Source organism: Haloarcula sebkhae (genome assembly GCF_014647415.1).
GTDB classification, from domain to species: Archaea; Halobacteriota; Halobacteria; order Halobacteriales; family Haloarculaceae; genus Haloarcula; species Haloarcula sebkhae.
The window spans coordinates 251499-278178 of the sequence record NZ_BMPD01000004.1 but is presented as its reverse complement, the minus strand read 5'-3'; the positions used below and the strand labels follow the sequence as shown (position 1 = coordinate 278178).

Below are 26680 nucleotides of genomic sequence, written 5' to 3'. Positions count from 1 at the left end.
CACCCTGTCGTTCGGGAACCGATATCAAAGTACCGCTTCCCCCGCTCGCACTGCTGGGTGTAACCGCGTGAATATATCGCTACGGCGTGGCAGCACCGCTCTTGACGGGATATCACCCGACAGTATCAGCTCACTGTCTCGATGGCTGTTTCCACCCACTCCAGTGACTGCTCCGGAAGCAGTCCGTAGTTATAGAACGAGAGCCGCGGCACTCCCTTCGAGTCGAGCGTTTCGACGATATCGACTACGGTATCCTCGTCGTCGATAGCCGGATGGCCCGGCAGGAGACCGACGTGGAGTGGCACGTCATCGATCACTGTCTCAACGGCGTTATAGGCATCTATGACTGCGTCACTTGATGACTCGTAAGCTGGCAGGCAGTAGTAATCGACGTGATCCGAGAGCGCTTGCAGGTCGGCCCCGACGATCCACTCGCGGCCGGGTTCCGGTGCGCCGACGTAGTAGCCAAGCGGTGTCTTTCCCGCGGCGTCAGCCAGCGAGGCGTACAGTGACGCCAGCGTCCGTTCGCGGACATCGACGTATGCAGCGACAGTACTGTGGTCCGCAAGCCAAGCCTCCGGTGAGCGGTCATGTGACACATCGCCGGCGACGATAGCGTCCAGTGTATTGGCTACTGTTTCGCGTGCCCGTTCAGTATCGACACCCGCGACTGTCGCATTCTCCTGACAGTGTGGACAGAAACACACTCCGAGTAGGAACTCTCCGAGTATGCCCAACTGCGCGTGAATCTTCTGGTGGTGCCAGCCAAAGCCCGTTCCGTAGAAGTAATCGAACGTTTCCAGTTCGATCCGAGCGAACTCATCGCGGGACGACAGATCCGAGACCAGTGCCGAGAGATACGTCTGGACTGCGGGCTGGGACGGACACAGGCCGAAGATCAGGTCGTCACCGTGTGCTGATTCCAGCGTGTACTCGGGGTTGGCCATTCCGAGCCGGGAGTTGTGGCAGCCGACTGTCCAGGAATTGAGCGACACCTCCGATAGGCCAGTAGCGATGTCCGCGACCCAGTCCCCGTCCATCCGCTCGTACGGAACCGGTTCGAGGTCCCCGTACTCCGGGCCTGGCTCGAAATACGAACTCGCGCGGGCAAACAGCGTCCGCCGCTCCGGATTGTGTGGCGTAAACGCCTGCACAGTGTGATAGTTCGTCGCGAGGTTCAGCTCGTCGATGCCGATGTCACGCAGTCGCGTCTCTACTTCGGCTGGCCCCTCGTCGAGCAGGTCCCACGGGTACGCCCACATCGCGAATTCCATACGCGAACCACTGTCGCGGTGATAATAAAAGTAGAGGCGGTTACTCCTTGACCGCGCCAGCTGTCATGCCAGCCACGATATACTCCTCCAAGAAGGCGAATAGGATCAATAGCGGGATAATACCGATGACAGAGACGGTGAGCATCATCCGCCAGTCGGTCTGCAGCGCACCGACCATCGAGAAGACACCGCGTGGAATGTTGTACTTCGCACTGTCAGTGAGGAAGGTGAGCACGAACAGCAGCCGATTCCACGCGTAGAGGAACGTGTAGGTGATACTGGCGACAAGCGCTGGCTTCGTCAGCGGGAGTACGATCTTCGTCAGGATCTGCAGTTGGCTCGCGCCATCGATACGGGCTGATTCCTCGAGCGCGACGGGGATGGTCTTGAAGTACCCGTACAGCATCCAGACGTTGAACGGCAGCGTGAACGCCGCTGCTGGAACGATCACAGCCAGATAGGTGTTGAACAGCCCCAGTTGCGTGATAACGTCGAAGAGACCGACGATCAACACGACCGGTGCGAACATCTGAACGACCAGCACGGCGAGGAGGAAGGTTCGCTTCCCCACGAAGTCGTTCCGGGCACACGAGTAGGCGGCTGGTATCGCCAGCAGAAGCGTCAACACGACCGTCCCTACCGAGATGATGAAGCTGTTCCCGACCCAGAGCAACACGTCGGTCTGTGTCCAGACCTGCAGATACGCCTGGAAGCTGGGGTCGCTGGGGACCAGTGTCGCCGGCGCAGCGAATATCTCCGACTCCGGCTTGAGCGTACTCGAGAACATCGCGTAGAACGGCAACATCATGAGCCCCAGCAGTCCGATCAGCACGCCGTAGAGCCGGACTTTGCGGAGACCGCTCCGGTCGTGGCCTGCCATCGTCATAGCTCGTCACCTCCGCGCGTGTAGATACGCAGGTAGATGATGGCAAAGACCAACAGGAACAGGAACCCGATGACACTGTAGGCCGCTCCGCGCCCGAGGTTCCCGTTCTGGAGGCCCACCTGATAGATGTGGATGACGAGCGTTGCCGTCGAACTGATCGGTCCGCCGCCGGTCATCGTCCAGATAACGTCGAAGCTGACGAACGTCCAGATCGTCGACAGGAGTGTGGCGATCAGGACGACGCTTTTCAGCTGTGGGAGTGTGATGTACCGGAACTGGTGCCACTTCTCGGCACCGTCGATGGCTGCTGCCTCGTACAGCTCCTGCGGTATCGACTGCAGCCCCGCAAGGAAGATGATCGCCATGAACGGCGTCCCGATCCAGATATCAGCCACGACGACGCCGAGCCACGCCAGACTCGGGTTTCCGAGGATACCGATACCCTGTTCGATGATGCCGAGTTTCAGCAAGATCGCGTTGAGGTAGCCGAACTGCGGGTGCTCTATCCAGCGGAACACCACCGCGGAGATGGCGTAGGGAATCCCCCACGGGATGAGAAACGCCGTGCGGAAGAACTTCCGGCCGCGAATGTCTCCCTTGAGGTGAACGGCGATAAGCAGCCCCAGCAGTGTCTTGCCCGCGACGCCAACGACGACCCAGCGGCCGGTCTGCCAGAGCAGCCGGTAGAAGATGTCGCTGTTGAATATTTCGACGTAGTGCTGCAGTCCGACGAACGTCTCGATGTTGGAATCGGCGGGTGACTGGTACAGCGACAGCCGGAACGTCTCGATAATCGGGTATCCGACGACGGCCAGCAGGAACACCGCTGCGGGGGCGATGAGGAGGTACGCTCGGCTGTTGCGCTGGACATACGCGAGCCCTCGTTCGAGACGTGAGCCATCGGACGCCTCGGTGTATTCCTCTGCCAAACTCATCCCTGTCTGTCACTCCATAGCATCTTCGAGATCACTCTGGGCATCGTTGAGCGCTTTCTGCGGCGACTTCCGGTCCGCCAGTGCTTCCTGAATCGCCTGGACCATCCGGTCGTTGAACTCGCTGAAATTGCCGAGCTTCGGTCTGGCACGGGCGTACTGCCCCGCCTTGACGAACGGTCCCCAGTTCTTCGATTCTGAAAAGTACGAGCGCTCGCCGACGGCTTCGACGACGGGGAGGAACCCTTTCTGCTTCGAGTACTGGAACCGCCGCTCCTCGTCGAAGTAGAACCGAATCAGATCCCGGGCGAGGTCCTTGTGTTCGCTCTGACTCAGGACGGCGAGCGTGTCGATGGTGAACAGGCTGTACCGTCCCTCAGGTCCACGCGGCACCTGCACGATACCGTAGTCGAAGTCGACGTCACCGTTTTCTTTCGCGGTGGTGATGTTGAGTCCCGTATACACGTGCCCGATGACCATCCCGAGGTCACCGTTCTCGAACAGTTGCCGGATGTCCTGCCGCGTCGAGGAGAGCGGTGACGACTGTGTGACGTTGTGTTCGAGGTGGAGGTCGGTGTACAACGAGAGAGCATCGACAGCCTCACTGGAGTTTACGACCGGCATTCCCTCGTCGTCGATGAGGTCCGCGCCGTGTGACCAGTGGTAGTGGTAGTACTGCGACCCGGTTTCGATCGCGTCGGCCCCCGCAAGGCCCAGTGCAGGGACGCTCGCGTCACTGTCGCGGATCTGCGTTGCGGCATCCAGCATATCCTGCCACGAATCGAGCGACGGGTCTTCGGGATCGAGCCCTGCCGTCTCGAAGACGTCCTTGTTGTAGTAGAGGCACTTGTTCGAGGCGGCCCACGGCACGCCGTAGTGTGACCCGTTGTACATCGTCCCTTCGGCCACGCCGTCGTAGAACTGTTCACCGAACTCCCCGTCCATCATGTCGTCAAGCGGCTCCAGCGCGTCCTTACCCACGAGCTGGGGGATCCAGCGCGCCGGCCACCGACTGACATCAGGGGCTTCGCCACCGTCGACACGGTTGTTGACGGTCTGCCGTGCGTTGTCCCACGTAACGCTGGTGAACTCAACGTCGACGTCATGCTCGTCCTCGAAGGCTGTGTTGTTCTCCTCGAAGAATTGCTTGATGTTGTCCCCGACACCCATCGTGAGGAACTGCACGCTCTGCGTACCGCCGTCGCCGCCATCACCGCCGCTTTCGCTGTCACCGTCACCGCCATCACCGCCGCTTCCACCGTCGCCGCTACACCCCGCGATGGCGATAGCGCCGCCTGCGCCGAGTGCTTGGAGGAGCCGCCGGCGGTCGATACTGTCCTCGACAGACCTGTCGTTGTTATCGGGCTGCATCATTAATGTCACCTATTTCCATGTACATAGTTCTTTGTGTCGTTCATTGGTCACGCATTGTACTCGTGAATCGCAGTCATGAGGGCCGCGAGTTCGTCGCCGATAACCGAGCGGATTCGTTCACCTGTCTCCGCGCTCGCCTGCTTCGGCGTCCCGATGGCCCCGGACGAGGAATACTCGTCGAACGATCGATAGACGGCGACGTTGCCCCCGTCAAGCAAGTCCTGCCCGCCCCATCTGTAGTGTTCGTCCATCGGTTCGCCGTCGCGGACCGCCGGACCGCCAACGAGGTCTGGTCGGAGCGTGAGCATGAGGGACGTCTCGAACTCCCCGCCGTGGGCCATCCCGCCTGTCTCGGTCGTTCGGATCTCCTCGATTCTATCCGATGCCAGCTGGAAGTACGTCGTCCCGAGTACTTCCGCATCCGTGTCGGCCCCCACGGTACTCACGACAGCATCGATGAGGGAGCTGTTCCCGCCGTGGCCGTTGACGAACAGCACCGCATCGAATCCGTTCTGGATGCCAGCGTGGGCGATATCCTCGAGTGTAGCCCGCAGATGTGCGAATTCGAGAGATAGAGTCCCACCGAACGACAGGTGGTGTGGTGAGAACCCACTCCAGACTGGCGGTGTCACGACGACAGGAACGTCGTCCAGTCGCTCGATAGCAGTGTCGACCATCGCCTCAACCAGAAGTGTGTCGGTGACGACCGGGAGGTGGTCCCCGTGCTGTTCGACGCTTCCAACGGGAATAACGAGGACAGAGCCCGACTGTTCGCCGACTCCACGGATCTGACTCGCAGTCATTCCAGCCCACTCGCTCTCTTTCCGACCGATAGTATCGTACAACATATTACACTGATTCTGTCCGCTGTGGCTGATTCAGTTCCACTCGCTCGCCATCGGGACCAAACAGATGCATATCCTCTGTATGAAACCCGAGCGCGATTTCGTCGCCCCGCTCCGGACGGTATTCGCTATCGACCCGGGCTACGACTTCGTTCGATCCGCCTGCAGTCTCCAGATAGAGGAAGTTGTCAGAGCCCATGGGCTCTACGACATCGACGACTGTCTCGATGTACTCCCCAGCGTCTCCGGCGACGAAATCCTCCGGCCGTACGCCCAGCGTGTACTCCCCGTCCGGAATATCAAGGTCGACCGTGAACTCGACAGTCGCCGAGTGCAGCGTCGCGCGCCCACCGCTGCTAGTCACACTCACTTCGAAGAAGTTCATCGACGGTGATCCGATGAACCCCGCAACGAATTTGTTGTTGGGCTTATCGTAGCAGCGTTCCGGTGGCGCAACCTGCTGGAGTTCGCCTTGATTGAGGATCACGATCCGGTCGGCCATCGTCATCGCTTCCGTCTGATCGTGCGTGACGTAAATTGTCGTCACGTCCAGTTCCTCCTGGATCCGCTGGATCTCCGTGCGCATCTGGGTTCGCAGCTTCGCGTCGAGGTTCGACAGCGGTTCATCCATCAGAAACACCTCCGGGTCACGGACGATAGCCCGCCCAAGCGCGACGCGCTGTTGCTGGCCACCCGAGAGTTGCTTCGGGAGGTCATCCATGAGATCTGAAATCTCCAGTAGTTCGGCGGCCTCAGTCACGCGTTGCTCGATCTGATCATCGTACTCGACTGATAGCTCCAGCCCGAAGGACATGTTCTCCCGCACGGTCATATGCGGATACAGGGCGTAACTCTGGAATACCATCGCAATGTTCCGGTCCTGTGGGCGAACGTCGTTGACTACGTCCCCACCGATGGCGATCTCGCCGTCGGTGACTGTTTCGAGGCCGGCGATCATCCGAAGCGTGGTCGACTTCCCGCACCCGGATGGTCCGACAACGACGACAAACTCCCCATCCTCGACGGCCAGAGAAAGGTCTTCGACTGCAAGGACGTTGTCGTCGTATACCTTGCTGACGTTTGATAGTGTAACTTCGCTCATACCGAGTAGAAGAAGAATCGCAACCATCATTAATAAATGTTGGTAGTACTGGCACAGCCGGGCGGACCAATCACATCGAAACCCGCAGGGCGACTGTCGGGTAACGCCCGGTATGACTGTGCAGCCAGCGGTTCTGAACTGAGGACAAAACTCACACCGATAGGTACGATCTCATACCGTGATACAGAATACGGAGCAGAGACCTACTACTTTGTATAAAACGGGCTATCAGGGCGTCTCCAATTTCTTTCAATGAGATTGAAAGCCGCTCGTTGAGCTCTCGCAAGACACACGAATGACTCAAACCGACGCTAGAGTGCCTGTGACTGCTAATTCTGGTGTTGGATACCGAATTCCACAGATTCATGTGGTATGTTGTCACTCAACTCGAAGTTCGAGATTGGAGAAAATAACATCCGTACCCTTGTTAGGATGAGGCAGCTCAGACTACAACGCCTGTTTCCAACATCATTGGACATATTTTGTTCCTCGGCGGAATCTATTTTACTCTGCAGAAAAAAGCGCACCCATGCCCTCACAGAACAACAAAACAATCAGCGCGGTTGAGACGACGCTGGATATCCTTGCTGCCCTCGGAAAACTCGAACCAATCGGTCTTTCAGATCTTGCGTCTCATCTTGATATCCCTACAAGTACCGTCTTTATTCATCTCAATACGCTTGTCCAGCGGGACTACGTTGTCAAGGAATCCGGGCAGTATCGCCGGTCGTTCCGCTTTCTGGAGCTCGGTGGCAGTGTTCGGCAACGACTAGATATCGGCCGATTGCTTCGCAATAAAGTTGAAGAACTCAGCAGAGAAACCGGTGAGATTGCCGGTGCCGGCATTGAGGAGAACGGACAGCGGGTCATCCTCTACAGGAGTTCGGGCGGAAAAGCTGCGGGCGACGAAATACCGATCGGTAATCATACCGAGATGCACTGGACATCGCTGGGCAAGGTTATTCTGGCGCATCTTCCAGTGGAGAAACGAAACGAAATCGTTGCCGACCATGGGCTTCCGAAGGGGACTGATACCACATTGTCATCCCGGTCCGATCTTGAAGCGGCCCTCGAGCGAATCCGTGACCAGGGCTATGCGATAGACGACGAAGAGCATCTCAGGGGCGTTCGAGGTGTCGCCGTTCCGATATTCAACGACGAACAGGAAGTCATGGTCTCGCTTGGTATCACTGGCCCCAGAGATAGATTCACCTCTAGGTATATGGCAAACCTGTTAGAGATGCTTCGATATACGAAAAACGAAATCGAAGTTCGAAGCCAGTACTACGAATACAGTACGATAGACGGATAGCCCGGAATACGATATTGAAGCGCTAGATACCACAAATAAAACAGAGAAGTACCGTCGATCTAGCTAAGGCTTTGAATCTAAAATTCGGCTGGTAGTTGTTGAATCTCGCAGGTTCCACGCCTCAATCACGCGACCCGATTACAGTTCAGCCAAATACGGCCTTAATACGGATCAGATTCTGTCTAGGTGGCGGCCCAATAAGAAAAAATAAAGCGTAAATAAGAACGTATTAGCCTAGAGTCAATCCCTTGTATCTATAATTTGGAAACATGGATTTGTTCTTTGCCCTGTTTGTATGCTGGTGTCGTGCGGATTCTACACTCATAGTACGCCGCGCTTGGTAGCACTGCACCGGCCGCTTCAGGTCATGTGGTTTCAATACGCCCTGTTATCTCATCTGTACATAGTGAGTCTCCGTTGGTACTGCTCCACACAGCACAGTTCTTCCCGTGTGGTTCGGGAACCGCCTGCCAAACGGTCGCTACTCGAAGTGACCGAGTTTTTCACTGCCAGTTCCGATACCAGCACTATACTGCGATGACAAAACACGCCTCGCCGACAGAATGACACCACAGGCTACTGATTCCGATATTTCGGATACCGCTGCTGAGACATCTGTCCGCACAGCCAACTCGACGTGGTGGCTCGTGGCTGGTACGAGCCTGATTTCGATGGGACTGGCAGCCTACGAGATCGTTCCCGCAAGCGTTACACCACTTATTCAGGACTCACTACAGGTCGGGCAGCTGCCGGTCTCTTGGTCGGAGTCATGTTCGGGACCGCTGTCGTCGTCACAGCCTCGAGAACCCAGCAAAAATACAGTCGCTGGAAACGGCTCACTCTCGGCAGCACAGGCACAAGCGGTCGCCGACGAGTACGACGTCCCTGTCGAGGCTGTCGAAGCGGTCGCGGATAAACTGACAGACTAACCTCGATCAGTCAGACGAATTTCAAATAGACGATACAATGCCACGCGGCTGAATTACTTGTTGTAACTCTCCGGAATCAGCACGACGCCGTGGAAGTCGAAGAGGTCGGAAACAGCCGCCTCGATACGACTGAAATTCGGTGGTAGTGCAACTGCTGGTAGATAGAAATCGTAGCTTGAGAACTTACTATCGGCGGTGGAATGGTTTTGTGGTTTACTCATATCAATACAATATACTGGGTACAGCCTTCTAAGCTCATCGTGGGATAATTACGGGTGTTTATTACGGATGATTATAAACGATTGTTAATTCAGATTCCGAGAGAGACGTGTGCTGCTCGCCGAATTGAGTATCTCAATGATACAAGTGTTCTAAGTTGTTTCACGTTTCTTCGTCGCTCCGACTGTATCCGTCGAATCGGTCTCATTAGTGAAAATACAGTTGGCTAAAACGACAGGCACTGTCTGCGACTGCAGTCAGCTTTTTTATTTTTACCCTCGTGTGTGCACCTGTGTATGTAAACATTGAGGTGGAGACCCCGCATACATACAGCAGTTCACAGATGATGACGCTCCGTTGTCGAACTAGTATTCGTCTTTGACGCCTCGATTGTAATCTCCGTCCCACAAAATGTCAATAACAACGAAAATACACATCGAACACGAACGCCTCGCTCTGGTTCCAACGTTACAGAACCTCGAAGACATAGCGATCCGTGTCATCACGCAGGGGAATACCGATCCGGGCTCCACGGTGTTTCCGTTCCTCATCGAGTATCGTGACAGAGACCGACTCGAAGAGATGCTCGATGCTGATCCGACAGTCCAGAGCTACGAACTCGTCGACTGGACCGACCAGACCGGTATATACTACATCGAACACACTCCCGAAACGAAACTCATCAGTTCTGTCGTCACGGATGTCAACGGATTTCTCATCCATACAGAGACGAAGGGCAACGGGTGGCTCGTCCGACTCTTGCTCCCTGACCGCGAAGCGCTCAATACGATCTGGGAGTATGCCAACGAGAATGACATCTCGCTCGATATCATCGAAATCTACGGAAACACGGACACCGGCGGTGAGTCGTCGTACGGGTTGACTGATGAACAGCGGATCGCGCTGACAACCGCATACGAAAACGGCTATTTCGGAGAACCCAGAGATATTTCCTTGAACGAAGTCGCCGATGAAATCGGACTGTCCTCGACAGCAATGAGCGGCCGGCTCCGGCGGGGAATGCGAAACCTCATTGCAGCAACAATAATTGACAGAGAGGAATGAGTTCACAGATCCACCACTGGAAGCGCTCGGAAGGCGCTTCCAATCGTTTTGCCGATTTAAACCAACTCTCATGACACCGAACCGCGTTTGAAAGTGGATTCCAGAGTATGTGCATAAAATCGTCCAAAGGAGAGTCACCGGGACAGATGTTGGTCCTATCTGATGGTGGTGTTCACTCGGATCGTCCACCCGAATCCTTTTGTCGGTAGACCGGCCGTAATGCTGTCGCGTCTTTGTTGTATCCCAACCACACGCTCAACGCTGTTGCAGCGAAGACCAGATACACGGGGAACAGAAGAACGAGTGCGTATCCAGCAAACACCAGTGTCAGGACGTCTAGCCAGTACAGCGTCGCGATCCCGGCAAGTCCACCGACTGCGCTCGCGATGATTCCCAGGCGAAACGCCTGAGCAGCGGCGGGACCGGGCGACAGGTGAATCGTATCCATACGGCATTTTATATGGCTGAACCCCATAAGTCGCGCGCGAGATACGCTATCAAGGTCCGGGCTGGAATTGGTACAGCGACATCCCACTGATTCAGATCCAAACGGCAGGATTACAGTACCCGAACACGACCTGCTGTCGCTTGAAACCGTGTCCTCAGATCGGGCAGCAGGGCTGATACGTCAGTTTCGTGCGGTGGCCTCGCTCATCGGTGGGACGGACTTATTACCAGCAGCCCGACAAAGGGGTACGTATGAAACTCTCGCTGATTGCCGCCGTCGCGGCTAACGGCGTGATCGGTGCTGGCGGCGATATTCCGTGGCAGTATCCCGAGGATCTAAAACATTTCAAACGGACGACCATCGATCATCCCGTGATTATGGGGCGGCGGACCTTCGAGAGCATCCGCCGTGATCTCGACGGCCCACTGCCGGAGCGAGTAAACATTGTTCTGACTACGACGCCGCATCACCTTCCTGACAGCGTCACAGCTGTCACCTCGACGACGGCGGCGTTGACCGAAGCGGCCGACAGCGGCGCATCTACGACCTACGTCATTGGTGGCGCTACTGTGTACGAGCAGTTTCTCCCACAGGCCGACGAGCTAATTCTCACCGAGCTAACGGCAGCTTTCGACGGCGATACGGTCTTTCCGACGGTCGACTGGTCGCGCTGGTCCGAGACGGAACGAATGACACACAGCGACTTCGACATCGTCACATACACCCGAACCAACAGTAACTCGGACTGATATTTTCCCGAGCAGTCACAGCGGCCGCTCGGTCGTGTTCTGTGCCGGTCGTTTCCTACGACAGCTACCAGTCTCATCCGAGTAGCACGACACGTATTCTGCTGAATATTCATGCTATAGGCTGCTAAACAACGGTTCAGCGTATCGTCGCTGTCCGCAAAGTTTCCCCCGTATATAAATACCAGAAGCAAGTAACAATTCCCTTTATTAGTATTTCACATCTTCTTTCATAGGCATGACCGGTAACGAGGAACATCCTAACCATCCCAGTGTCGACCAGTCAGACCGGACCGTCCCCCGTAACCTCCGCCAGACTGGTGACCCCAACATCGAGATGTTGGTGTCGACGCGCGTTCGAAAGTCCCCCTTCTTCCACAAGTCCTTCAACGAAGAGGGTGCCTGGCGGGCAACCGTCTACAACCGCCTCTATCACCCGCGCGGCCTCATCGAGCCAGAGGACGGCGGTGTGATGAAGGAGTACGACGCACTGACAAACACCGTCACCCTCTGGGATGTTGCCGTAGAGCGACAGATTCGGGTCAAAGGGCCCGACGCCGAGGCGCTGACGAACTACGTGGTCACTCGGGACGTGACGGGCATGGACGCCATGGACGGGAAATACGTCATCCTCTGCAACGAAGACGGTGGCGTCCTGAACGACCCGGTGTTGCTCCGGCCCGAGGAAGACGAGTTCTGGTTCTCTATCTCAGACTCGACGCTGATGCAGTGGCTGCAGGGCGTCAACGTCGACAACGACTTCGACGTCGAAATCGACGAGATCGACGTCGCGCCGATGCAGATCCAGGGCCCGAGGGCGCTTGACGTGATGGTCGACGTCGTCGGCGACGAGGTCAAAGACGTGCCCTACTACGGGCTGATGGAGGCCGAGATCGACGGCTGTGACGTGTTGATTAGCCAGACCGGTTTCTCGGGCGAGAAGGGCTTCGAAATCTACGTCAAAGACGCGATGGAAAACGCCGAACGGGTCTGGGACCCCGTCATGGAGTCCGTCAAAGACCACGACGGTCGCCAGATCGCACCCGGTCACCACCGCCGGATCGCCGCCGGCATCATGTCCTGGGGGCAGGACATGGACCACGAGACCTCGCCGTTCCAGGTCAATCTGGGCTATCACGTCCCTGACGACAAGGAGGCCGACTACATCGGCAAAGAGGCTCTCGAAAAGCAGAAAGAACAGATCGAGAACGGCAACTATCCGTTCGAACACAAACTCATCGGCCTGAAGATCGCTGGCGAACCGATCCGTGACTACGCCCCCGACTTCTGGCTCATCTCCGACCCGGACACGGGCGAGGAATGCGGCTACCTCACCTCTCCATGGTGGAACCCGGACTTGGAGACCAACATCGGCATGGGCTTTGTCCCGGCTGAGAAGATTCAGGAAGTCACTGACACGCCGCTCAACGACGAGATATACGATGAGGAGCTGGACTTAGAGTTCCAGGTCCATCTCCCCGATGAGTACGCCGACGAACCCGGCGAACCGGTGTTCGCCACCGCCGCAAAGGTGCCGTTCAAGGAGTCTGTCAACCCGAGTGCCCGTGAGCAGGCGAAGCTCAACGCCCGGAAAGAGGCCGAAAGCGACGACTAATCCTCACTCCGGCTGTCCCAGCAACGCACCCCTCTTTCGTTCTTTGTGCCAGGCTGCGCTGGGGATCTCTGGCCACAGTATTGCTCGCTGGCAGTCTCTGGTAGCGAGACGGTCGAAAACAGGCTACTTGTAGCTCGCTGTCCCGAGTCTGGACAGTAAGCAGGTCGGTGTCAGGAGTCAAGACGATCGTGCCGCCATTTCTCCGTGTCGGGCGTCTGATTGAAGGTGTAGATGTGGACGCCGCGGACGTTGTACTCGTCGTCCCCGACGTAGGGCGCGAGGCCATCGATGAGTTCATCGGGTTCGTAGGTCCCGCGGGAGCCGACCAGTTGCTTGACGAACCCGAGGATGCCCGTCGTCTTCCTGAGGAACTTTATCGAGTCGCCGACGCCGACTTTCTGAGATATCTGCATCAGGCGCTGGTAGTTCATCACGCCCGGGATACCGACTTCGACCGGGAGTTCGATACCGCGAGCACGGATGTCTTCCACCCACTCTAATACGGCGTCCGGGTCGTAACACAACTGCGTGACGATGTACGTCGCGTACGGTGCTTTCTGTGTCATCGACTCCGCCAGCGTTTCGTCGTCGATGAAGTCGTGACCCTCGGGGTAGCCCGTGATTCCTACTTCCTCAAAGGAGTACGCGGTCTCTGCGAGCGCTTCAAGCATGTCGAGCGCTGACTCGTACTCACCGGCCGGTTCCTCCCGGTCACCACCCGGAACGAAGATGTCCGTGATGCCTGCCTGCTCCAGTCGCTCGGCGATCGATTCGAGTTGCGCCCGGTCTTCCACGTAGCGGGCTGCGATGTGTGGTACAACGTCGTACCCCATTGCAGCGGCTTCTTCCGTCTTTTCGACGGTCTTCTCGATGCCGAGTTGTGGCGAGGTCGTGATCGCGATAGTCGCGTCGTCGGGGAGGTGGGTAATCTCCTCGTCGAAGCTCTCGAACGGCATCAGTTCGAACCGGGCGCTCGTCAGCAGCGTCCGGACACCCTGACTGTCTGAGACAGCACGTGTTCCGAGGGCCATGAGTTGCCAGAGATAAGGCGTACCTGTACTTTTCTCTGTGGGTGGGGCATCGAACCCGTTTATAAGATATCGCTTCTATCACGCGCTGTGAGGCGCACACTGCTGGATCCGACTGGCAACAGTCCCGTAGGAGACAGCGTGGTCCGGTTCGTCTGCGAGCCGGCACAGGACGAGATCTAACAGATTGAGTTCCTCCAGTAGGTCCCGGGTCTGGCCACGGTCGAGACTCAGGCGTCGCTGGACCTCGTACACCGTGTCTGATTCGACGACTGCGTCCGCGACGTCTTGCAGTTGGACAGCAGCCGGGAGTCCAATCCCGTCGGTGACCAGTTGCTCGTCGGGGAGCTCTCCGACCGACTCTTCGACGGACGTGGCTGATTCTGCTGAGACAGGCTCGGCCACAGTGACCTGCTCGCCTTCATCCATGGCTCCGGACTGGTTCGTGTCCTCGTCCGAGGCACCTGATTCAGTCGACGGTTCTTCCTCGTCATCACTGGAGGTGTCGTACGTGTTCGGGACGTGGATGTCCGCTTCTATCATGTACCGTCGGACTGTCTCGGAGGAGACGTCCATCTGGATCTGCTCGGCGATTTCCCTGAAGTTGTCGCACTCGTCGTACAGTGCTTGTAGGTAGTCGGTGTCCTCGTACGGTGGCACGGAGTCGTCGCGGACGGCGGCGAACGGGTCGGATCCAGAGTCGTTCCCGCGACGAGACTGAGTAGCCGCACCGTCTGACTGTGGATTTTCCTGTGAACCGTCGCCCCCCTCACTGACAGGTTCTGAATCCGCGATATCAGCAGCGGTGAGTGAAGGCCCACAGTCGACGCTGGCTGCCTCGTCTGGCGCACCTGTAGCGTCGATCGTCAACTGTACCGTCAGGAGCAAGCCGTCGTCAGTGACCGTAGCTGAGGCATCACCTATCGACAGTGCGGCACCAGCGGTCGACTGGAGTTCTGTGGCCGACGGTGAGAACGTGACTTCGAGGTCCCCGCTCCCGGTTAGCCTCGCTGTCTCCGGCGTGAGACCTTCGTCAGCGCCGCCGCCGGAACGCAGCGAGACCGGCATCGCCACCGTCACATCAAGGACTGCATCACCGGTGTCGGCCGGCGAGGCTTCGACGGTCTTGATAGACCGTCCGCGGGATTCGTACGCATCGATGACCTCCGCGAGCGCCGTGAAAGCGGTGTGAATTCCCATGTCATTGAGTGACTATGACACGTTATGGTGTAGAGATAGGTGTGGAATACCGAACCCATTTATAAACCCCACAAAACTGCGGCTGGCGACACGCATCTGAAACAGTGCCCGCGGGCAGCTTCGCGGATACATCTCGGTTATCGTGGTGTTGCGATACCTGCGAGACGTTCTCCTTTCACGACGACAGACTCCTTGGCAAGCGAGAATATCACTCCTCGTTCTGTCGCTGAGACGACCTGTTGTTGCTCGAACGAGGAGGGTTCGTAGACAGTTCCCAGTCGCTCCCCGGCGTCGACGGTGTCGCCGACGGCGATGTCCGGCCGACACTCGAACAGTCCCGATTCCGATGCAGTGACCGGCTCCGCATCGTTTCGAAGTACCGTCTGTGTCGCCTTCGACTCCGGCTCAGCCGGGAGGACTGCCTGCTTGCGCAGAAGGTTCTGTATCCCGTCGACACCAGCTGCAACCGCGTCCTGTGCTATCCGGCGGCTGTTCGATAGTTCTGCAGTAATAACTGGAATCCCAGCTTCTGCAGCCGCAGCACGGAACGTCCCGCCAGAGCCGTCGTCGCCTGTGTCCTCGAACCCGTCGATAAGCCTGTAGGAGGTCCCGAACGCTTCGGCGAGGCGCTCGGCGGCCGGGTCGCCTGCCCGACATCTGACGTGTTCCAGCATATCTGCCGTGCCGGTGTGGAGGTCCACCGCTGCGTCCGCATCCTTCACGAGTTCCCACAGCCGAGCGGCAAACTGCTCCTGTAGGCTTCCACGCTCGTCGCCCGGCCACACGCGGTTCAGGTTCGGGTTCATTACGTCGTACTCGCCGGGGGTCATGTACGACCGATGGTCGAATGCGAGCTGGTTCACTACCGGGACGACGAGTACTGTCCCAGCGATGGCCGCGTCGGTAAGACGGGCGTGCAGTCGCCGTAGCGCGGCTGGGCCGTTGAGTTCGATACCGTGTTGCGCCGCTTGAATGTACACTGTCGGTCCGGTGCCGCCGACGTACTGGTGGACAGTCACAGACACGTCTCGACCCGACGGCAACCGCCCAAGCCGTCGGTCAGTCGTCGTATGCGTGACGGCCGTGTAGTCCATAGCAGTATCTGGCGGTGCGCAGACAAAAAACGCTAGGAGCAGGAGCGCCGCTGTGCCGCATGAAACGATGCTGTGATGCTCTTTCGGAATAGCAGCACTGCCCGATACAGCGGTGTGAAAGCATCGTGTTGAAACCTCTATAGGCATCTGTTAACACATAAACTGACAGTACAATCAGACAGTTGCGAGAAATTAGACGGATTCGAATAGAACTGACAATCACCACAGGGGGCCCAAATCTATTAACAATGGTACTCCTGTTATTCTGAAACACTACGTGATAATGCGATGTCAGTTTGAAAAGGAGGCGGACCAGGCGGTAACTATATTGCCACGCCATAGCACGTTCTACGCAGAGTTATGGAGCCTACCGATAGCCTGCCGACCGAGGCCGATACCGTCATCGTCGGTGCTGGAATCGTCGGCTGTAACATCGCCTATCAGCTGACAGAACTCGGGCGCGAGGACGTGGTCGTGGTCGATCAGGGGCCGATGCCGACCACGGGTGGATCGTCTACGCACGCCCCTGGAATCATGTTTCAGACCGCGGAACCGAAGGTCCTCAGCCAATTTGCGGACTACAGCCGGCGGCTGTACTCGGACCTCGAAGGGGCCGACGGACATCAGGCCTACAACGAAACAGGTGGCATCGAGGTCGCCCGGAGCGATGAGCGCATGGACTTCCTCCAGCGCCGCGTCGAGTATGCCAAGGCCTGGGGTATCGAGGACCCACAGTTGCTCTCCCCCGAGGAAGTTACCGAGCACCTCCCGCTAGTGGATGCCGACCAGATCAAGGGCGGCTACTACTCCCCGACAGACGGGCAGGTCTCGGGTGTCGTCGCCTGCGATGCGCTGGCCAGGGAAGCGATGAACAGGGGTGCGAAGTTCGTCCCACACACGCGCACCGAGGACGTTGAGACCGAGAACGGCTCGGTACAGGCCGTCGTCACGGAGAACGGCACTGTCGAGTGCAACGAGGTCGTCGTCGCGACGAACATCTGGGCCCGCCAGCTCGGCGAGAAACTCGACGTGCATCTGCCGGTGACGCCGGTCGAGCACCAGTACACGATGACGGAGTCTCTCGATGAACTGGCAGACAGCGCGGTCGACATCACCGACCACCCGTTGTTCGAGAACTACGAGAACGTCTCCGGTGAGAAGGCAAAACGACTGCTCGTCGGGCCGGATCGGCCGATTCTCCGCGATCAGGACAACGCCATGTACTACCGGAATCACGGGGATTCCTACGGTATCGGCTCGTACAATCACGACCCCATCGTGCCCGACCCGCGGGACCTCGGCGGGAACGACCCCGACGGCGAGCAGGGGTCGGTCCACGAGTTCACCGACTATCACATGAACAACGCGACCCATCCGGACCGGCCGGACAAGCCCCCTCGCCAGGCCAGCGACGAACTGCTCCCCGCGACGGCCGGCAAGGAGCTCGAACACAAGTACAACGGGATGTTCGCGGAGTCACCGAACGGACTCCCCGTGATGGGTCCCGTGCAGGAGTACGACGGCCTCTGGACGGCGGCGGCCATCTGGGTTACACACGCCGGCGGAGCCGGTAAAGCACTCGCCGAATGGATGGAACACGGCGTGCCGCGGCTCCCCGACGGCCCGATCGATCTCGCACACTGCGACGTGAACCGCTTCGACGAGCACGAGGGCAGTTGGGACTTTGCCCGAGACATCGGCGGCGAGGAGTACCGTATCGTCTACAATATCATGCACCCCAAGTGGGTCTGGACCGACAAACAACGGGACATCCGCCGAACCCCGATGTACCACACCCACAAGAAGTACGACGCCGAGCTGTGGGCCGAGGCCGGCTGGGAGGAACCACACTGGTTCGATTCCAACGCCGACCTGCTGGCGGAGTACGGTGACCGGATTCCCGACCGCGAGGGCTGGGAGGCGAAGTACTGGTCACCAATCGAGGGGGCCGAGGCGTTGAACGTGCGTAACAACGTCGGCCTCCACGACATGACCTCCTTCAACAAGATGGAGGTCATCGGGAGCGACGCCGGTGAGTTCGTCCAGTACCTCTGTACGAACGACATGGACATCGACGTGGGCGACGTGAAGTACACGCTGATGTGTAACGAGGGCGGTGGCGTCCGAGCCGACATCACGGTCACGCGAACCGGTGAGGACCGCTACCTTCTGCTGACCACAGGTCGTGAGGTCGGGAACAACCATGTCGCGTGGGTGCGCGAACAGTCCCCCGACGACGTGGTCGTCAACGACGTGACATCCAGCCTCGTGGCGATGGTCTGTACCGGCCCGAACGCCCGGAAAGTCCTCTCGAAGGTCACCGATATCGACCTCTCCGACGACGCCTTCCCGTTCTTCACGAGCCAGCAGTTCTTCGTCAAGAACATCCCCGTGACTGCACTCCGCGTCTCCTATGCGGGCGAACTCGGCTGGGAGTTCTACACGCCCTCGGAGTACGGCGAGCGCCTCTGGGAGCATATCATGGAGGCCGGCGAAGAGTACGGCATCCGCCCGTACGGCAATGGTGCGCTGAACTCGCTTCGTATCGAGAAGGGGTTCCGGCTCTGGGGGAAGGATCTCCACACGGAGCACAATCCCTACGAGGCCGGCCTCGGCTGGGCTGTCGACCTCGAAACCGACTTCATCGGCAAGGAGGCTGTCGCGGCGGCCGCCGCCGGCGACAACATCGACCACAAGGTAGCTTGTCTGACTCTCGACGACGAGGACGCCGTCGTGCTCGACAACAAGCCTGTTCTCGATGGCGACGAGACTATCGGCTATCTCCACAGCGCCGAGTACGGCTACACCGTCGGCGCTTGTGTCGCCTACACGTACCTCCCACCCGAGTACGCCGAACCGGGGACGAGCGTCGAGATCCTCTACGAAGGGCAGCGATACGACGCGACTGTCCGCGAGGAACCGCTCGTCTGAGAGCGGTCTCCGACCCGCGGCTGGTCCTATCGCAATTGTAACACGCTGTGGTTCAGTCCCGCATCACCGTTTACTCTCCCTGCCCGACGGCTAGCAGACCTTCCAACACCGGGCGAAATGATGGTTTCTGGACGCTCTAACCAGATATCCCTTCTACAAGCGGGTCTGCTCACCGGTGTATTTAAGATTGTGACAGAAACAGTTCCAGACGAGATACATGAGCACAGAGACTCCCCCGTCTCGGGCGGATACTGTCGTAATTGGTGCTGGGGCTGTCGGGTGTAGCGTCGCGTATCACCTGACGGAACTCGGCGCGGAGGACGTTGTCGTCATCGACCAGGGACCGCTCCCGGTCACCGGCGGCTCGTCGGTCCACGCGCCCGGCATCATGTTCCAGACATCGCCGTCGAAGATACAGACGAAGACCGCGCACTACACCAGTCGGCTCCTCTCCGACGCCGGTGTCTACGACGAGGTCGGTGGCATCGAGGTGGCCCGAAGCGAGGAGCGCATGGACTTCCTCCGCCGGCGCGTCGAGTGGGCGACTTCCTACGGGCTGCCGGAACCGCAGTTGCTCTCGCCTGAGGAGGTCACAGAGCACCTCCCGCTGGTCGACGAAGACGAAATCCTCGGCGGCTACTATTCGCCGACGGACGGGCGCGTCGACGGTATCGGCGCGCTCCAGTGGTACATGGAGCACTCCTCGGCGTCGTTCTACGGGAACACGGAGGTCACGGATCTGGATGTTTCAGGGGGTGAGATCAACGCTATCGAGACCGATCAGGGCCGAATCGACTGCGATCGAGCGGTCATCGCGACGAACAACTGGGGCTACCAGACCGGCCAACTAGCTGGGCTTGACCTCCCGATTGCTCCGGTCGAGCACCAGTACGTCGTCACCGAACCCATGGAGGAACTCGCCGACGCCGAATCCTCCGTCGGCGACAACACGACCGGGCTGGACGTTCCGGGGGACCGCTCTATCGCGGAGTACATGAGTGAAGGGCCACACCAGCCGGTCGGTCGCGACCAGGACCACTCGCTGTACTTCCGAACCCACGGCGATGCTCTCGGGATGGGCTCGTACAACCATGAGACGCTCTCGGTCGACCCCGAGGCGATGGGGAAAAACACCGAGGAACTCCAGGCGTCGGTCAGAGGGTTCACGAAAGAACACTGGGAGACGCCAACTCACCGCGGTCGGGACAAGTCCGCGAAGCAGGCCTTCGACGAACTGTTGCCTGCGACACAGGACGTGGAATACGAGGCCACCGAGAACGGTATCTTCGTGTTCACGCCTGACGGGATGCCGGCCGTCGGCGAAACGGCGCAGGTCGACGGTCTCTGGACAGGGCTAGCTATCTGGTGGACCCACTCAGGCGGCTACGGACGTATCCTTGCCGAGTGGATGGAGAACGGCACTCCTCGGTTGCCGTCCGGTCCGGTTGACACTGGCGGTATCCACGTCCGACGGTTCGAACCCCACGCGGGCGAGAAGGACTACTTCGTCGACCGCGGGGCCAAACGGTACGAGCAGGTGTACAGCATTGTCGAGCCCCGGTGGCAACCCGACGACCACCGGAAGCTCCGGACGAGCCCGTTCTACCACCAGCAGAAGGAACTCGGCGCGGAGTTCTACCAGAGCGGCGGCTGGGAGACGCCACAGTGGTACGAGTCGAACGCCGACCTCGTCGAGAAGTACGAGGACCGGATTCCCGACCAGGACGGCTGGCAGGGGATCAACCGCTCGAAAATCGAGGCCGCGGAGCATCTCCACACCCGCGAGAAGGTGTCGATGTTCGACATGACGACGTTCAGTTCGATCATGGTCGAGGGCGAGGGGAGCCAGGCGTTCCTCCAGCGGGTCTGTAGCAACGACATGGACCTCGATGTCGGCCAGGTACGGTACTCGCTGCTGCTGAACGAGGGTGGCGGCATCCTCGCGGACATCACTGTCGTCAAACTCGACGACGAGGAGTTCATGGTGACGACCGGTGGTGGGAACTCCCCTGGTATCCACGGCGGCCACCTCGAAGACGAAGCGCCTGCGACGGTGTCGGTCCACGTCGAGGAGGGCGCGAAGTCAACGATCGGCCTCTGGGGACCGAACGCGCGGCTCCTCCTCCAGCGATGTACTGACGCAGACGTGACCAACGATGGCTTCCAGTACTTCCGCGCCAAGCAGATGTACGTCGGGGACGTGCCGGTCATCGCCTTGCGAGTTTCGTACGTCGGTGAACTCGGCTGGGAGCTGTGGGCTCCGACGGAGTACGGCCAGCGCCTCTGGGAGACGCTGCAGGACGCTGGCGAGGATCTCGGCATCCGGCCGATGGGCGGCGGCGCGCTCAGTTCCATGCGATTAGAGAAAGGCTACCGCCTCTGGGGGACGGACATCGACACGGACTCGAACCCTTTCGAGGCAGGGCTCCCCTTCGCTGTGGACCTGGACACTGAGTTCATCGGTAAAGCGGCTCTGGAGACTGCACGCGAGGAAGGTATCGACAGCAAAATCACGCCGCTCACGCTCGACGACTCGACGGATATCATGCTGGGTGGGCGACCAGTGCTCAAAGACGGCGACGCGATCGGCTACGTGCAGGCCGGGAACTACGGCTACAGTCTCGGCGAGTCAATCGCGTACACGTACGTTCCGACCGAACACGCCGAAGCCGGAACGTCGGTTCAGATACAGTGCGAGGGCGAGACCTACGACGCGACGGTGCGTGACGAGCCACTGTTCGATCCGACCCGAGACCGAATCATCAGATAACGGGATAGCGCAATGACCCACCAACTTTGACGTAAGGCCCGAGACGATACCAACTATGACACAAACAGAATCGGACACGCTCCCCGTCACATACGCAGACATCGAACGAGCCCGCGAACGACTGGACGACGACACGGTCGTCAAGAAGACGCCAGTCGAACGGAGTACGTCACTTGGTAAGTTCGTCGACGCCGAGGTGTACCTGAAGATGGAACATCTCCAGTGGACAGGATCGTTCAAGACCAGAGGCGCGTACAACAAGATCTCGCAGGACGTCGCCGACGGCGTGGAGTCCTTCGTCGCCGCCAGCGCCGGGAACCACGCGCAGGGCGTCGCCCTCGCCGCGACGAAATGTGGGGCGGAGGCGACGATCTTCATGCCGGAGAACGCGCCACAGGCCAAGATCGACGCGACGAGGGCCTATGGTGGGAGCGTCGAACTGGTCGGCAACGACTTTCAGGAGACGATGTCACACGCCAAAGCGGTCGTTGAGGAGACCGACGCCGAGTTCGTTCACGCCTATGACGATCTGGACATAATCGCCGGCCAGGGGACCCTCGGCACGGAGATGTACCACGACTGCCCCGATGTCGACACGGTCATCGTCCCCATCGGCGGCGGTGGGCTCATCAGTGGCGTCTCGACGGCGATCAAACACCTCTCGCCGGAGACGCGCGTCGTTGGCGTTCAGGCAACCGGCGCGGAGACAGTGCACGAAAGCCTCGACAAGGGGATTCCGGTCGTGCTCGACGAGGTAGATACAATCGCCGATGGCATCGCCACCGGCGGCATCTCGGAGACCACGCTCGACATCATCGAGGCAAACGTCGACGAGGTTGTGACGGTTTCGGATACCGATATCGCGCAGGCGATTCTCCTGTTGATGGAACGGGCCAAACAGGTCGTGGAAGGTGCCGGAGCCGCCTCTGTCGCCGCCGTTCTGAGCGACGGCCTCGACGTATCGGGTGAAACGGTGATGCCGCTGCTGTGTGGCGGGAACCTCGACATGACACAGATGCGTGAGGTTCTCATCCATGCACTCACGGAGCGTCAGCAACTCCTTCAGCTTCGGGTTCGAATCGACGACCAGCCGGGTGTGATGGAGGAAATATCGGGCGTTATCGCCCGGCAGGGGGCCAATATCCACGACGTCCGGCACGAACGGTCCGTCGAGAATCTCGAGATCGGAGAAGCGTATCTCGTGTTCAACGTCGAGACGAGCGGTGCCGAGCACGCTCAGGGTATTATCGCGGCGATACGCGATGCGGGCTATCCTGTCGACAACGTTGCACGAGAGACAAAAAGCGACGCAGTATAACCGGAATCGACGTCCAGACCGACGGATCAACGCTGAGAGCGGGGAAACCTATAACAGGTGTGTGTGGGAATTACACATGAGTCAGGTAGCATGTACGACAATATACTCGTCCCGTATGACGGCAGCGACGAGGCACGAAGAGGGGCAGAACACGGCATCGAACTCGCCGCTGCGCTCGACGCGACAGTCCATGCATTGTACGTAATCGACCTGCCGGGCACGCCGCGCGCACTCGCACTCAGAGACGACGAGGAGGAGATGCGTGAGGAGTATCGGGCCTACGGGGTGGAGGTGCTGGCGAATCTTGGGAACGTCGCCGAAGAGCACGGCGTCGACTACGAGACGCATTTCAAAACCGGCGCACCAAGCGAGGAAATCGTCGAGTTTGCCGAAGACGAAGGCATGGACGCGATCGTCCTGGGATCGGCGTTCCGCGGGAAACTCGGGAACCTACTCGGTGGGACAACCGATAAAGTGGTCCGGACGTCGAGCGTTCCGGTCATCAGTCAGCGGATGAGCGTCAACGATATTTGACACCCGCTATGCGTCTATCAGCCGCGTCTCACGTATGTAGATCACCAGGCTGGCGCTGAGGAAACTGAACCCTGCGAGCCGGAAGTCGCCGACTGTCATTCCGATCAGGCCGACGCCCATCAGCAGTGCTGCCACCGCGGCTGCCCCTGTGGCCAGTAGCCGTGCCATACTGGCTGTATGTAGGAATCCGAAATAAATACGCGCGTCCCACGCTGGGAGGGTACCGAACAAGTAAACAGTGACCGGGAAACCACAATATGTTATATTCCATAACTATTTGGCAGGTAACAACAGTACAACGCTTCATTCGGTCATATATTGGGGTCTAAGGTGAAGTTTTATTAGAGTTGCATTACTGCATAAGTATGAGACTGAGTAGCACATAAAATCCGTCGACTGTGGGCACGCCGTGCCCGCCCGGACGAGTACAGTAAGTCCAACAGGATACGAACGCTGCAGACGCGCTACGTCGGGATGTCGCTGGCATGACGGTGGCGGCGGACTACGACAGCACAAGACTGCGACTACGACAATGAGACAACACAGACCAGTACCGCGTTCGAGAGGGGTAACGTATGGCAGACAGTGACGAGCAGACCGGCGAAATGTCGGACGGGCTTCAGGTCGAGTTGTTCCACCCGGAGTCCGACCGCGAGCCAGGTGATACGAACATCCAGGCGGCCGGCTTCGACATCCATCCAGTAGTATTCCCGGTGGCGCTAGTGATAATTGCGCTGTTCATCGCGGTGACGATACTGCTGGGAGACACTGCAGCCTCGGCGTACACGTGGCTGTTCAACACTATCGGAGACACCTTCGGCTGGTTCTACCTCCTGGCGGTGAACGTGTTCATCATCACACTGCTGTACTTCGCGTTCAGCAAGTACGGCAATATCAGAATCGGCGGCGTCGAGGCCGAAAAGGAGTTCAGCGACTTCTCCTGGATGGCAATGTTGTTCAGTGCCGGGATGGGCATCGGCCTCATGTTCTTCAGCGTCTCGGAACCGCTGTACTACTTCCAGAACCCCCCGAGCTTCTTCGGGGCTGAAGCCGGAACCGGCGCGGCGGCGTCCGCCGCGATGGCACAGACGTTCTTCCACTGGGGGTTTCACCCGTGGGCGGTGTACGGCCTGGTGGGACTCGGCCTCGCGTTCTTCTCGTTTAACCGGGGGCTCCCGCTCACCTTCCGGTCGATATTCTGGCCCCTGCTTGGCGAGCGGATTTACGGCTGGCCGGGCCATATCATCGACCTCGTGACGGTGTTTGCGACGCTGTTCGGGCTGTCAACCTCGCTGGGACTCGGTGTCGCACAGGTCAACACGGGGCTCTCCTACGTGGGCGGTGACATGCTCGGTGCGGTGAGTATCCCGACCGGGACCTTGCCCCAAGTCGTGCTCATCGCCGGGATCACGCTCATCGCGACCCTCTCGGTCGCGGCGGGCCTCGACGGCGGAGTCAAGCGACTGAGTACGCTGAATCTCTACCTGATGTTCGCACTGCTCGGGTTCCTCGTTATCGTGGGCCCGACGGTGTACATCTTCGGGACGTGGACTGAGGGGCTCGGCGCGTACTTCGGGAACATCCTCGCGCTCGGATTCTTCACTGGGACGCTCAACGAAGCGGCGAACGGGACCCCCACCGCATGGACAGTGTTCTACTGGGGCTGGTGGATCGCGTGGTCGCCGTTCGTCGGGATGTTCATCGCGCGCATTTCGAAGGGTCGGTCCGTCCGGGAGTTCGTTCTGGGCGTCCTGTTCCTTCCGTCGCTGTTCTCGACGCTCTGGCTGTCGGTGTTCGGCGGCAGCGCGATGTTCAATTCACTGATGGGGAACGGACAGGCGCTGGCGACGTATAACGAAGTTGGCCAGACCGTCGCGATGTTCGCCCTACTGGAGCAGTTCCCGCTGGGCGTGGTGAGTGGACTGCTGGCAACGTTGCTGGTCATCACGTTCTTCGTCACGTCGTCTGACTCGGGATCACTGGTGATCGACCACCTGACTTCAGGCGGGAAACACGACGTTCCGCGAGCGCAGCGGATCTTCTGGGCCCTCACTGAGGGGCTGGTCGCGTCCATCCTGCTTATCGGTGGCGGGCTGACCGCGCTCCAGACGGCCGCAATCACCACAGGACTCCCGTTCGCGCTCATCCTGTGTCTGATGTGTTACACGGTGTATCTGGGGCTCGACAACGAGTACCAGATACTCGAATCCGAAGAGTTCGCAGAGACGATTCAGGATCTCTCTGAACGGGACGACGTGGACGTCGTGACCTCTGGCGACGAGATGGTGACGGATATCTCCGACCCGGGAGACGACACGGCGACAGGCACCGACTGAAGCGCTCTCGTTTTGGCGTTTTCCGACGCGACCGGTGGTATCAGACGTTATCGCCAACAGTGGGTGAAACCGTTCACGCTACCGGCCACCCAGTTCTGTTTCGACCGTCCGTTCAGAGTGTATCCAGAGCCGGGCGGAGCCCCCGATTCCGAACGCGGCGATGGCGAGGCTGGACACGATACTGCCGGCGGGTGAAAGCAGGACCCACGAAACAGCACTGAGAGTGGCTCCGATGAGCAGCCCCAACACCGGTTGGCGGCTGCGCAGAATGTCGGTGAGGAGCGTGCCGACAACGAGAAACCCGAAGCTTGTGAGTATCAGGACGAACGCGCTACTGATGAGAATCACAATACGGACGAACACCCCGCTAGCGACGCTGAGGCGGGCCAGCGTCGTTGCCCCGTAGAGGCCGACAATAGCGACGATCACGTATCCAGCGATGCCGTAGAGGACAGCCATCGCCGGGCTGTCCAAAATCGCGTTGATAGACTCGTCGACGTAGTTCCGCCGTAGCCGGAGTACCAATGCGCCGCCCATGAGCACGAGAACGAACGAGACGAGCCCGCGGATCGGCCTAGACAGTTCGGTGCCAACGCCGGGCGCCACCTGTCCCACAACGGGATTCCAAATGGTTGCCGCCAGTCCCGGGACGGTCGTCGCGACACTGACAGCTGCGTCAAAACTCATACTCCACATACCGCGGGTCGCCGTGAAAACCTATC

General features: G+C 59.0%; 21 protein-coding genes and 1 pseudogene. 10 read left to right on the top strand and 12 right to left on the bottom strand.

Annotated features, from left to right (window positions below; genetic code table 11):
* Window positions 1–125: 125 nt before the first annotated feature.
* From IEY38_RS13620 to IEY38_RS13595, 6 genes are read right to left on the bottom strand one after another with little or no spacing between them, the layout of a single operon-like run.
* Window positions 126–1274, bottom strand: coding sequence for a hypothetical protein (locus tag IEY38_RS13620; RefSeq protein WP_188978618.1), 1149 nt, complete (start codon window positions 1272–1274; stop codon window positions 126–128).
* Window positions 1275–1314: 40 nt separating this feature from the next.
* Window positions 1315–2160, bottom strand: coding sequence for a carbohydrate ABC transporter permease (locus tag IEY38_RS13615; RefSeq protein ID WP_188978616.1), 846 nt, complete (start codon window positions 2158–2160; stop codon window positions 1315–1317).
* Window positions 2157–3095, bottom strand: a complete 939-nt coding sequence (locus IEY38_RS13610) for a carbohydrate ABC transporter permease (RefSeq protein ID WP_188978614.1) — start codon at window positions 3093–3095, stop codon at window positions 2157–2159. Before IEY38_RS13610 ends, IEY38_RS13615 begins: the two co-directional genes overlap by 4 nt.
* A 9-nt stretch (window positions 3096–3104) precedes the next feature.
* Complete coding sequence (locus IEY38_RS13605; RefSeq protein ID WP_188978612.1) at window positions 3105–4463, bottom strand: ABC transporter substrate-binding protein; 1359 nt, start codon at window positions 4461–4463, stop codon at window positions 3105–3107.
* Window positions 4464–4513: 50 nt separating this feature from the next.
* Window positions 4514–5314, bottom strand: coding sequence for a creatininase family protein (locus IEY38_RS13600; RefSeq protein ID WP_188978610.1), 801 nt, complete (start codon window positions 5312–5314; stop codon window positions 4514–4516).
* Between the two features lies 1 nt (window position 5315).
* Window positions 5316–6413, bottom strand: a complete 1098-nt coding sequence (locus IEY38_RS13595; RefSeq protein WP_229775310.1) for an ABC transporter ATP-binding protein — start codon at window positions 6411–6413, stop codon at window positions 5316–5318.
* 529 nt (window positions 6414–6942) lie between these two features.
* On the opposite strand from IEY38_RS13595, the gene IEY38_RS13590 reads away from it, so the two are divergent.
* From IEY38_RS13590 to IEY38_RS13575, 3 genes and pseudogenes are all read left to right on the top strand, one after another.
* Window positions 6943–7725: an IclR family transcriptional regulator gene (locus IEY38_RS13590; RefSeq protein ID WP_005532992.1), complete on the top strand. Its 783-nt coding sequence runs from the start codon at window positions 6943–6945 to the stop codon at window positions 7723–7725.
* A 563-nt stretch (window positions 7726–8288) separates the two neighbouring features.
* Window positions 8289–8521 (top strand): annotated as a pseudogene (locus IEY38_RS21765) (MFS transporter); the annotation flags it as partial.
* A gap of 763 nt (window positions 8522–9284) precedes the next feature.
* Window positions 9285–9938 (top strand): helix-turn-helix domain-containing protein, encoded by a 654-nt coding sequence (locus IEY38_RS13575; RefSeq protein ID WP_188978606.1) that lies wholly within the window; start codon window positions 9285–9287, stop codon window positions 9936–9938.
* Between the two features lie 172 nt (window positions 9939–10110).
* Here the strand turns inward: IEY38_RS13575 and IEY38_RS13570 are convergent, their stop codons facing one another.
* Window positions 10111–10386, bottom strand: coding sequence for a hypothetical protein (locus IEY38_RS13570; protein WP_005532997.1), 276 nt, complete (start codon window positions 10384–10386; stop codon window positions 10111–10113).
* A 251-nt stretch (window positions 10387–10637) separates the two neighbouring features.
* Between IEY38_RS13570 and IEY38_RS13565 the strand changes: the two genes are divergently transcribed.
* Both IEY38_RS13565 and IEY38_RS13560 read left to right on the top strand, forming a co-directional pair.
* Window positions 10638–11135 (top strand): dihydrofolate reductase, encoded by a 498-nt coding sequence (locus tag IEY38_RS13565; protein WP_188978604.1) that lies wholly within the window; start codon window positions 10638–10640, stop codon window positions 11133–11135.
* 235 nt (window positions 11136–11370) lie between these two features.
* Window positions 11371–12747 (top strand): aminomethyltransferase family protein, encoded by a 1377-nt coding sequence (locus tag IEY38_RS13560; protein ID WP_188978602.1) that lies wholly within the window; start codon window positions 11371–11373, stop codon window positions 12745–12747.
* Between the two features lie 170 nt (window positions 12748–12917).
* Here the strand turns inward: IEY38_RS13560 and IEY38_RS13555 are convergent, their stop codons facing one another.
* From IEY38_RS13555 to IEY38_RS13545, 3 genes are all read right to left on the bottom strand, one after another.
* On the bottom strand, window positions 12918–13778 hold the full coding sequence (locus IEY38_RS13555; protein ID WP_188978600.1) for a methylenetetrahydrofolate reductase: 861 nt from the start codon (window positions 13776–13778) through the stop codon (window positions 12918–12920).
* Between the two features lie 78 nt (window positions 13779–13856).
* Entirely contained in the window at window positions 13857–14975 is a 1119-nt protein-coding gene (locus tag IEY38_RS13550) for a hypothetical protein (RefSeq protein WP_188978598.1), read from the bottom strand.
* A 137-nt stretch (window positions 14976–15112) separates the two neighbouring features.
* Entirely contained in the window at window positions 15113–16069 is a 957-nt protein-coding gene (locus IEY38_RS13545; RefSeq protein ID WP_188978596.1) for a succinylglutamate desuccinylase/aspartoacylase family protein, read from the bottom strand.
* Between the two features lie 360 nt (window positions 16070–16429).
* On the opposite strand from IEY38_RS13545, the gene IEY38_RS13540 reads away from it, so the two are divergent.
* The 4 genes from IEY38_RS13540 to IEY38_RS13525 all read left to right on the top strand — a co-directional run bounded on the left by IEY38_RS13540 (window position 16430) and on the right by IEY38_RS13525 (window position 23622).
* Window positions 16430–19000 carry a GcvT family protein gene (locus IEY38_RS13540; protein ID WP_188978594.1) on the top strand — a complete coding sequence of 857 codons (2571 nt, stop codon included), beginning with the start codon at window positions 16430–16432 and terminating at the stop codon, window positions 18998–19000.
* A gap of 217 nt (window positions 19001–19217) precedes the next feature.
* Window positions 19218–21770, top strand: coding sequence for a GcvT family protein (locus IEY38_RS13535; RefSeq protein WP_188978592.1), 2553 nt, complete (start codon window positions 19218–19220; stop codon window positions 21768–21770).
* 55 nt (window positions 21771–21825) lie between these two features.
* The gene (ilvA, locus tag IEY38_RS13530) at window positions 21826–23088 is read left to right on the top strand and encodes a threonine ammonia-lyase (protein ID WP_188978590.1); all 1263 of its coding nucleotides are present in this window, start codon (window positions 21826–21828) and stop codon (window positions 23086–23088) included.
* Window positions 23089–23178: 90 nt separating this feature from the next.
* A complete protein-coding gene (locus tag IEY38_RS13525; protein ID WP_188978589.1) occupies window positions 23179–23622 on the top strand; it encodes a universal stress protein in 444 nt (147 codons plus the stop codon).
* 6 nt (window positions 23623–23628) lie between these two features.
* Here the strand turns inward: IEY38_RS13525 and IEY38_RS13520 are convergent, their stop codons facing one another.
* Entirely contained in the window at window positions 23629–23790 is a 162-nt protein-coding gene (locus IEY38_RS13520; RefSeq protein WP_170098601.1) for a hypothetical protein, read from the bottom strand.
* A 407-nt stretch (window positions 23791–24197) separates the two neighbouring features.
* Between IEY38_RS13520 and IEY38_RS13515 the strand changes: the two genes are divergently transcribed.
* Window positions 24198–25958, top strand: a complete 1761-nt coding sequence (locus tag IEY38_RS13515) for a BCCT family transporter (RefSeq protein WP_188978587.1) — start codon at window positions 24198–24200, stop codon at window positions 25956–25958.
* Between the two features lie 78 nt (window positions 25959–26036).
* Here IEY38_RS13515 and IEY38_RS13510 read toward each other — a convergent pair whose 3' ends face one another.
* On the bottom strand, window positions 26037–26645 hold the full coding sequence (locus tag IEY38_RS13510; RefSeq protein WP_188978585.1) for a hypothetical protein: 609 nt from the start codon (window positions 26643–26645) through the stop codon (window positions 26037–26039).
* Between the last annotated feature and the right edge of the window lie 35 nt (window positions 26646–26680).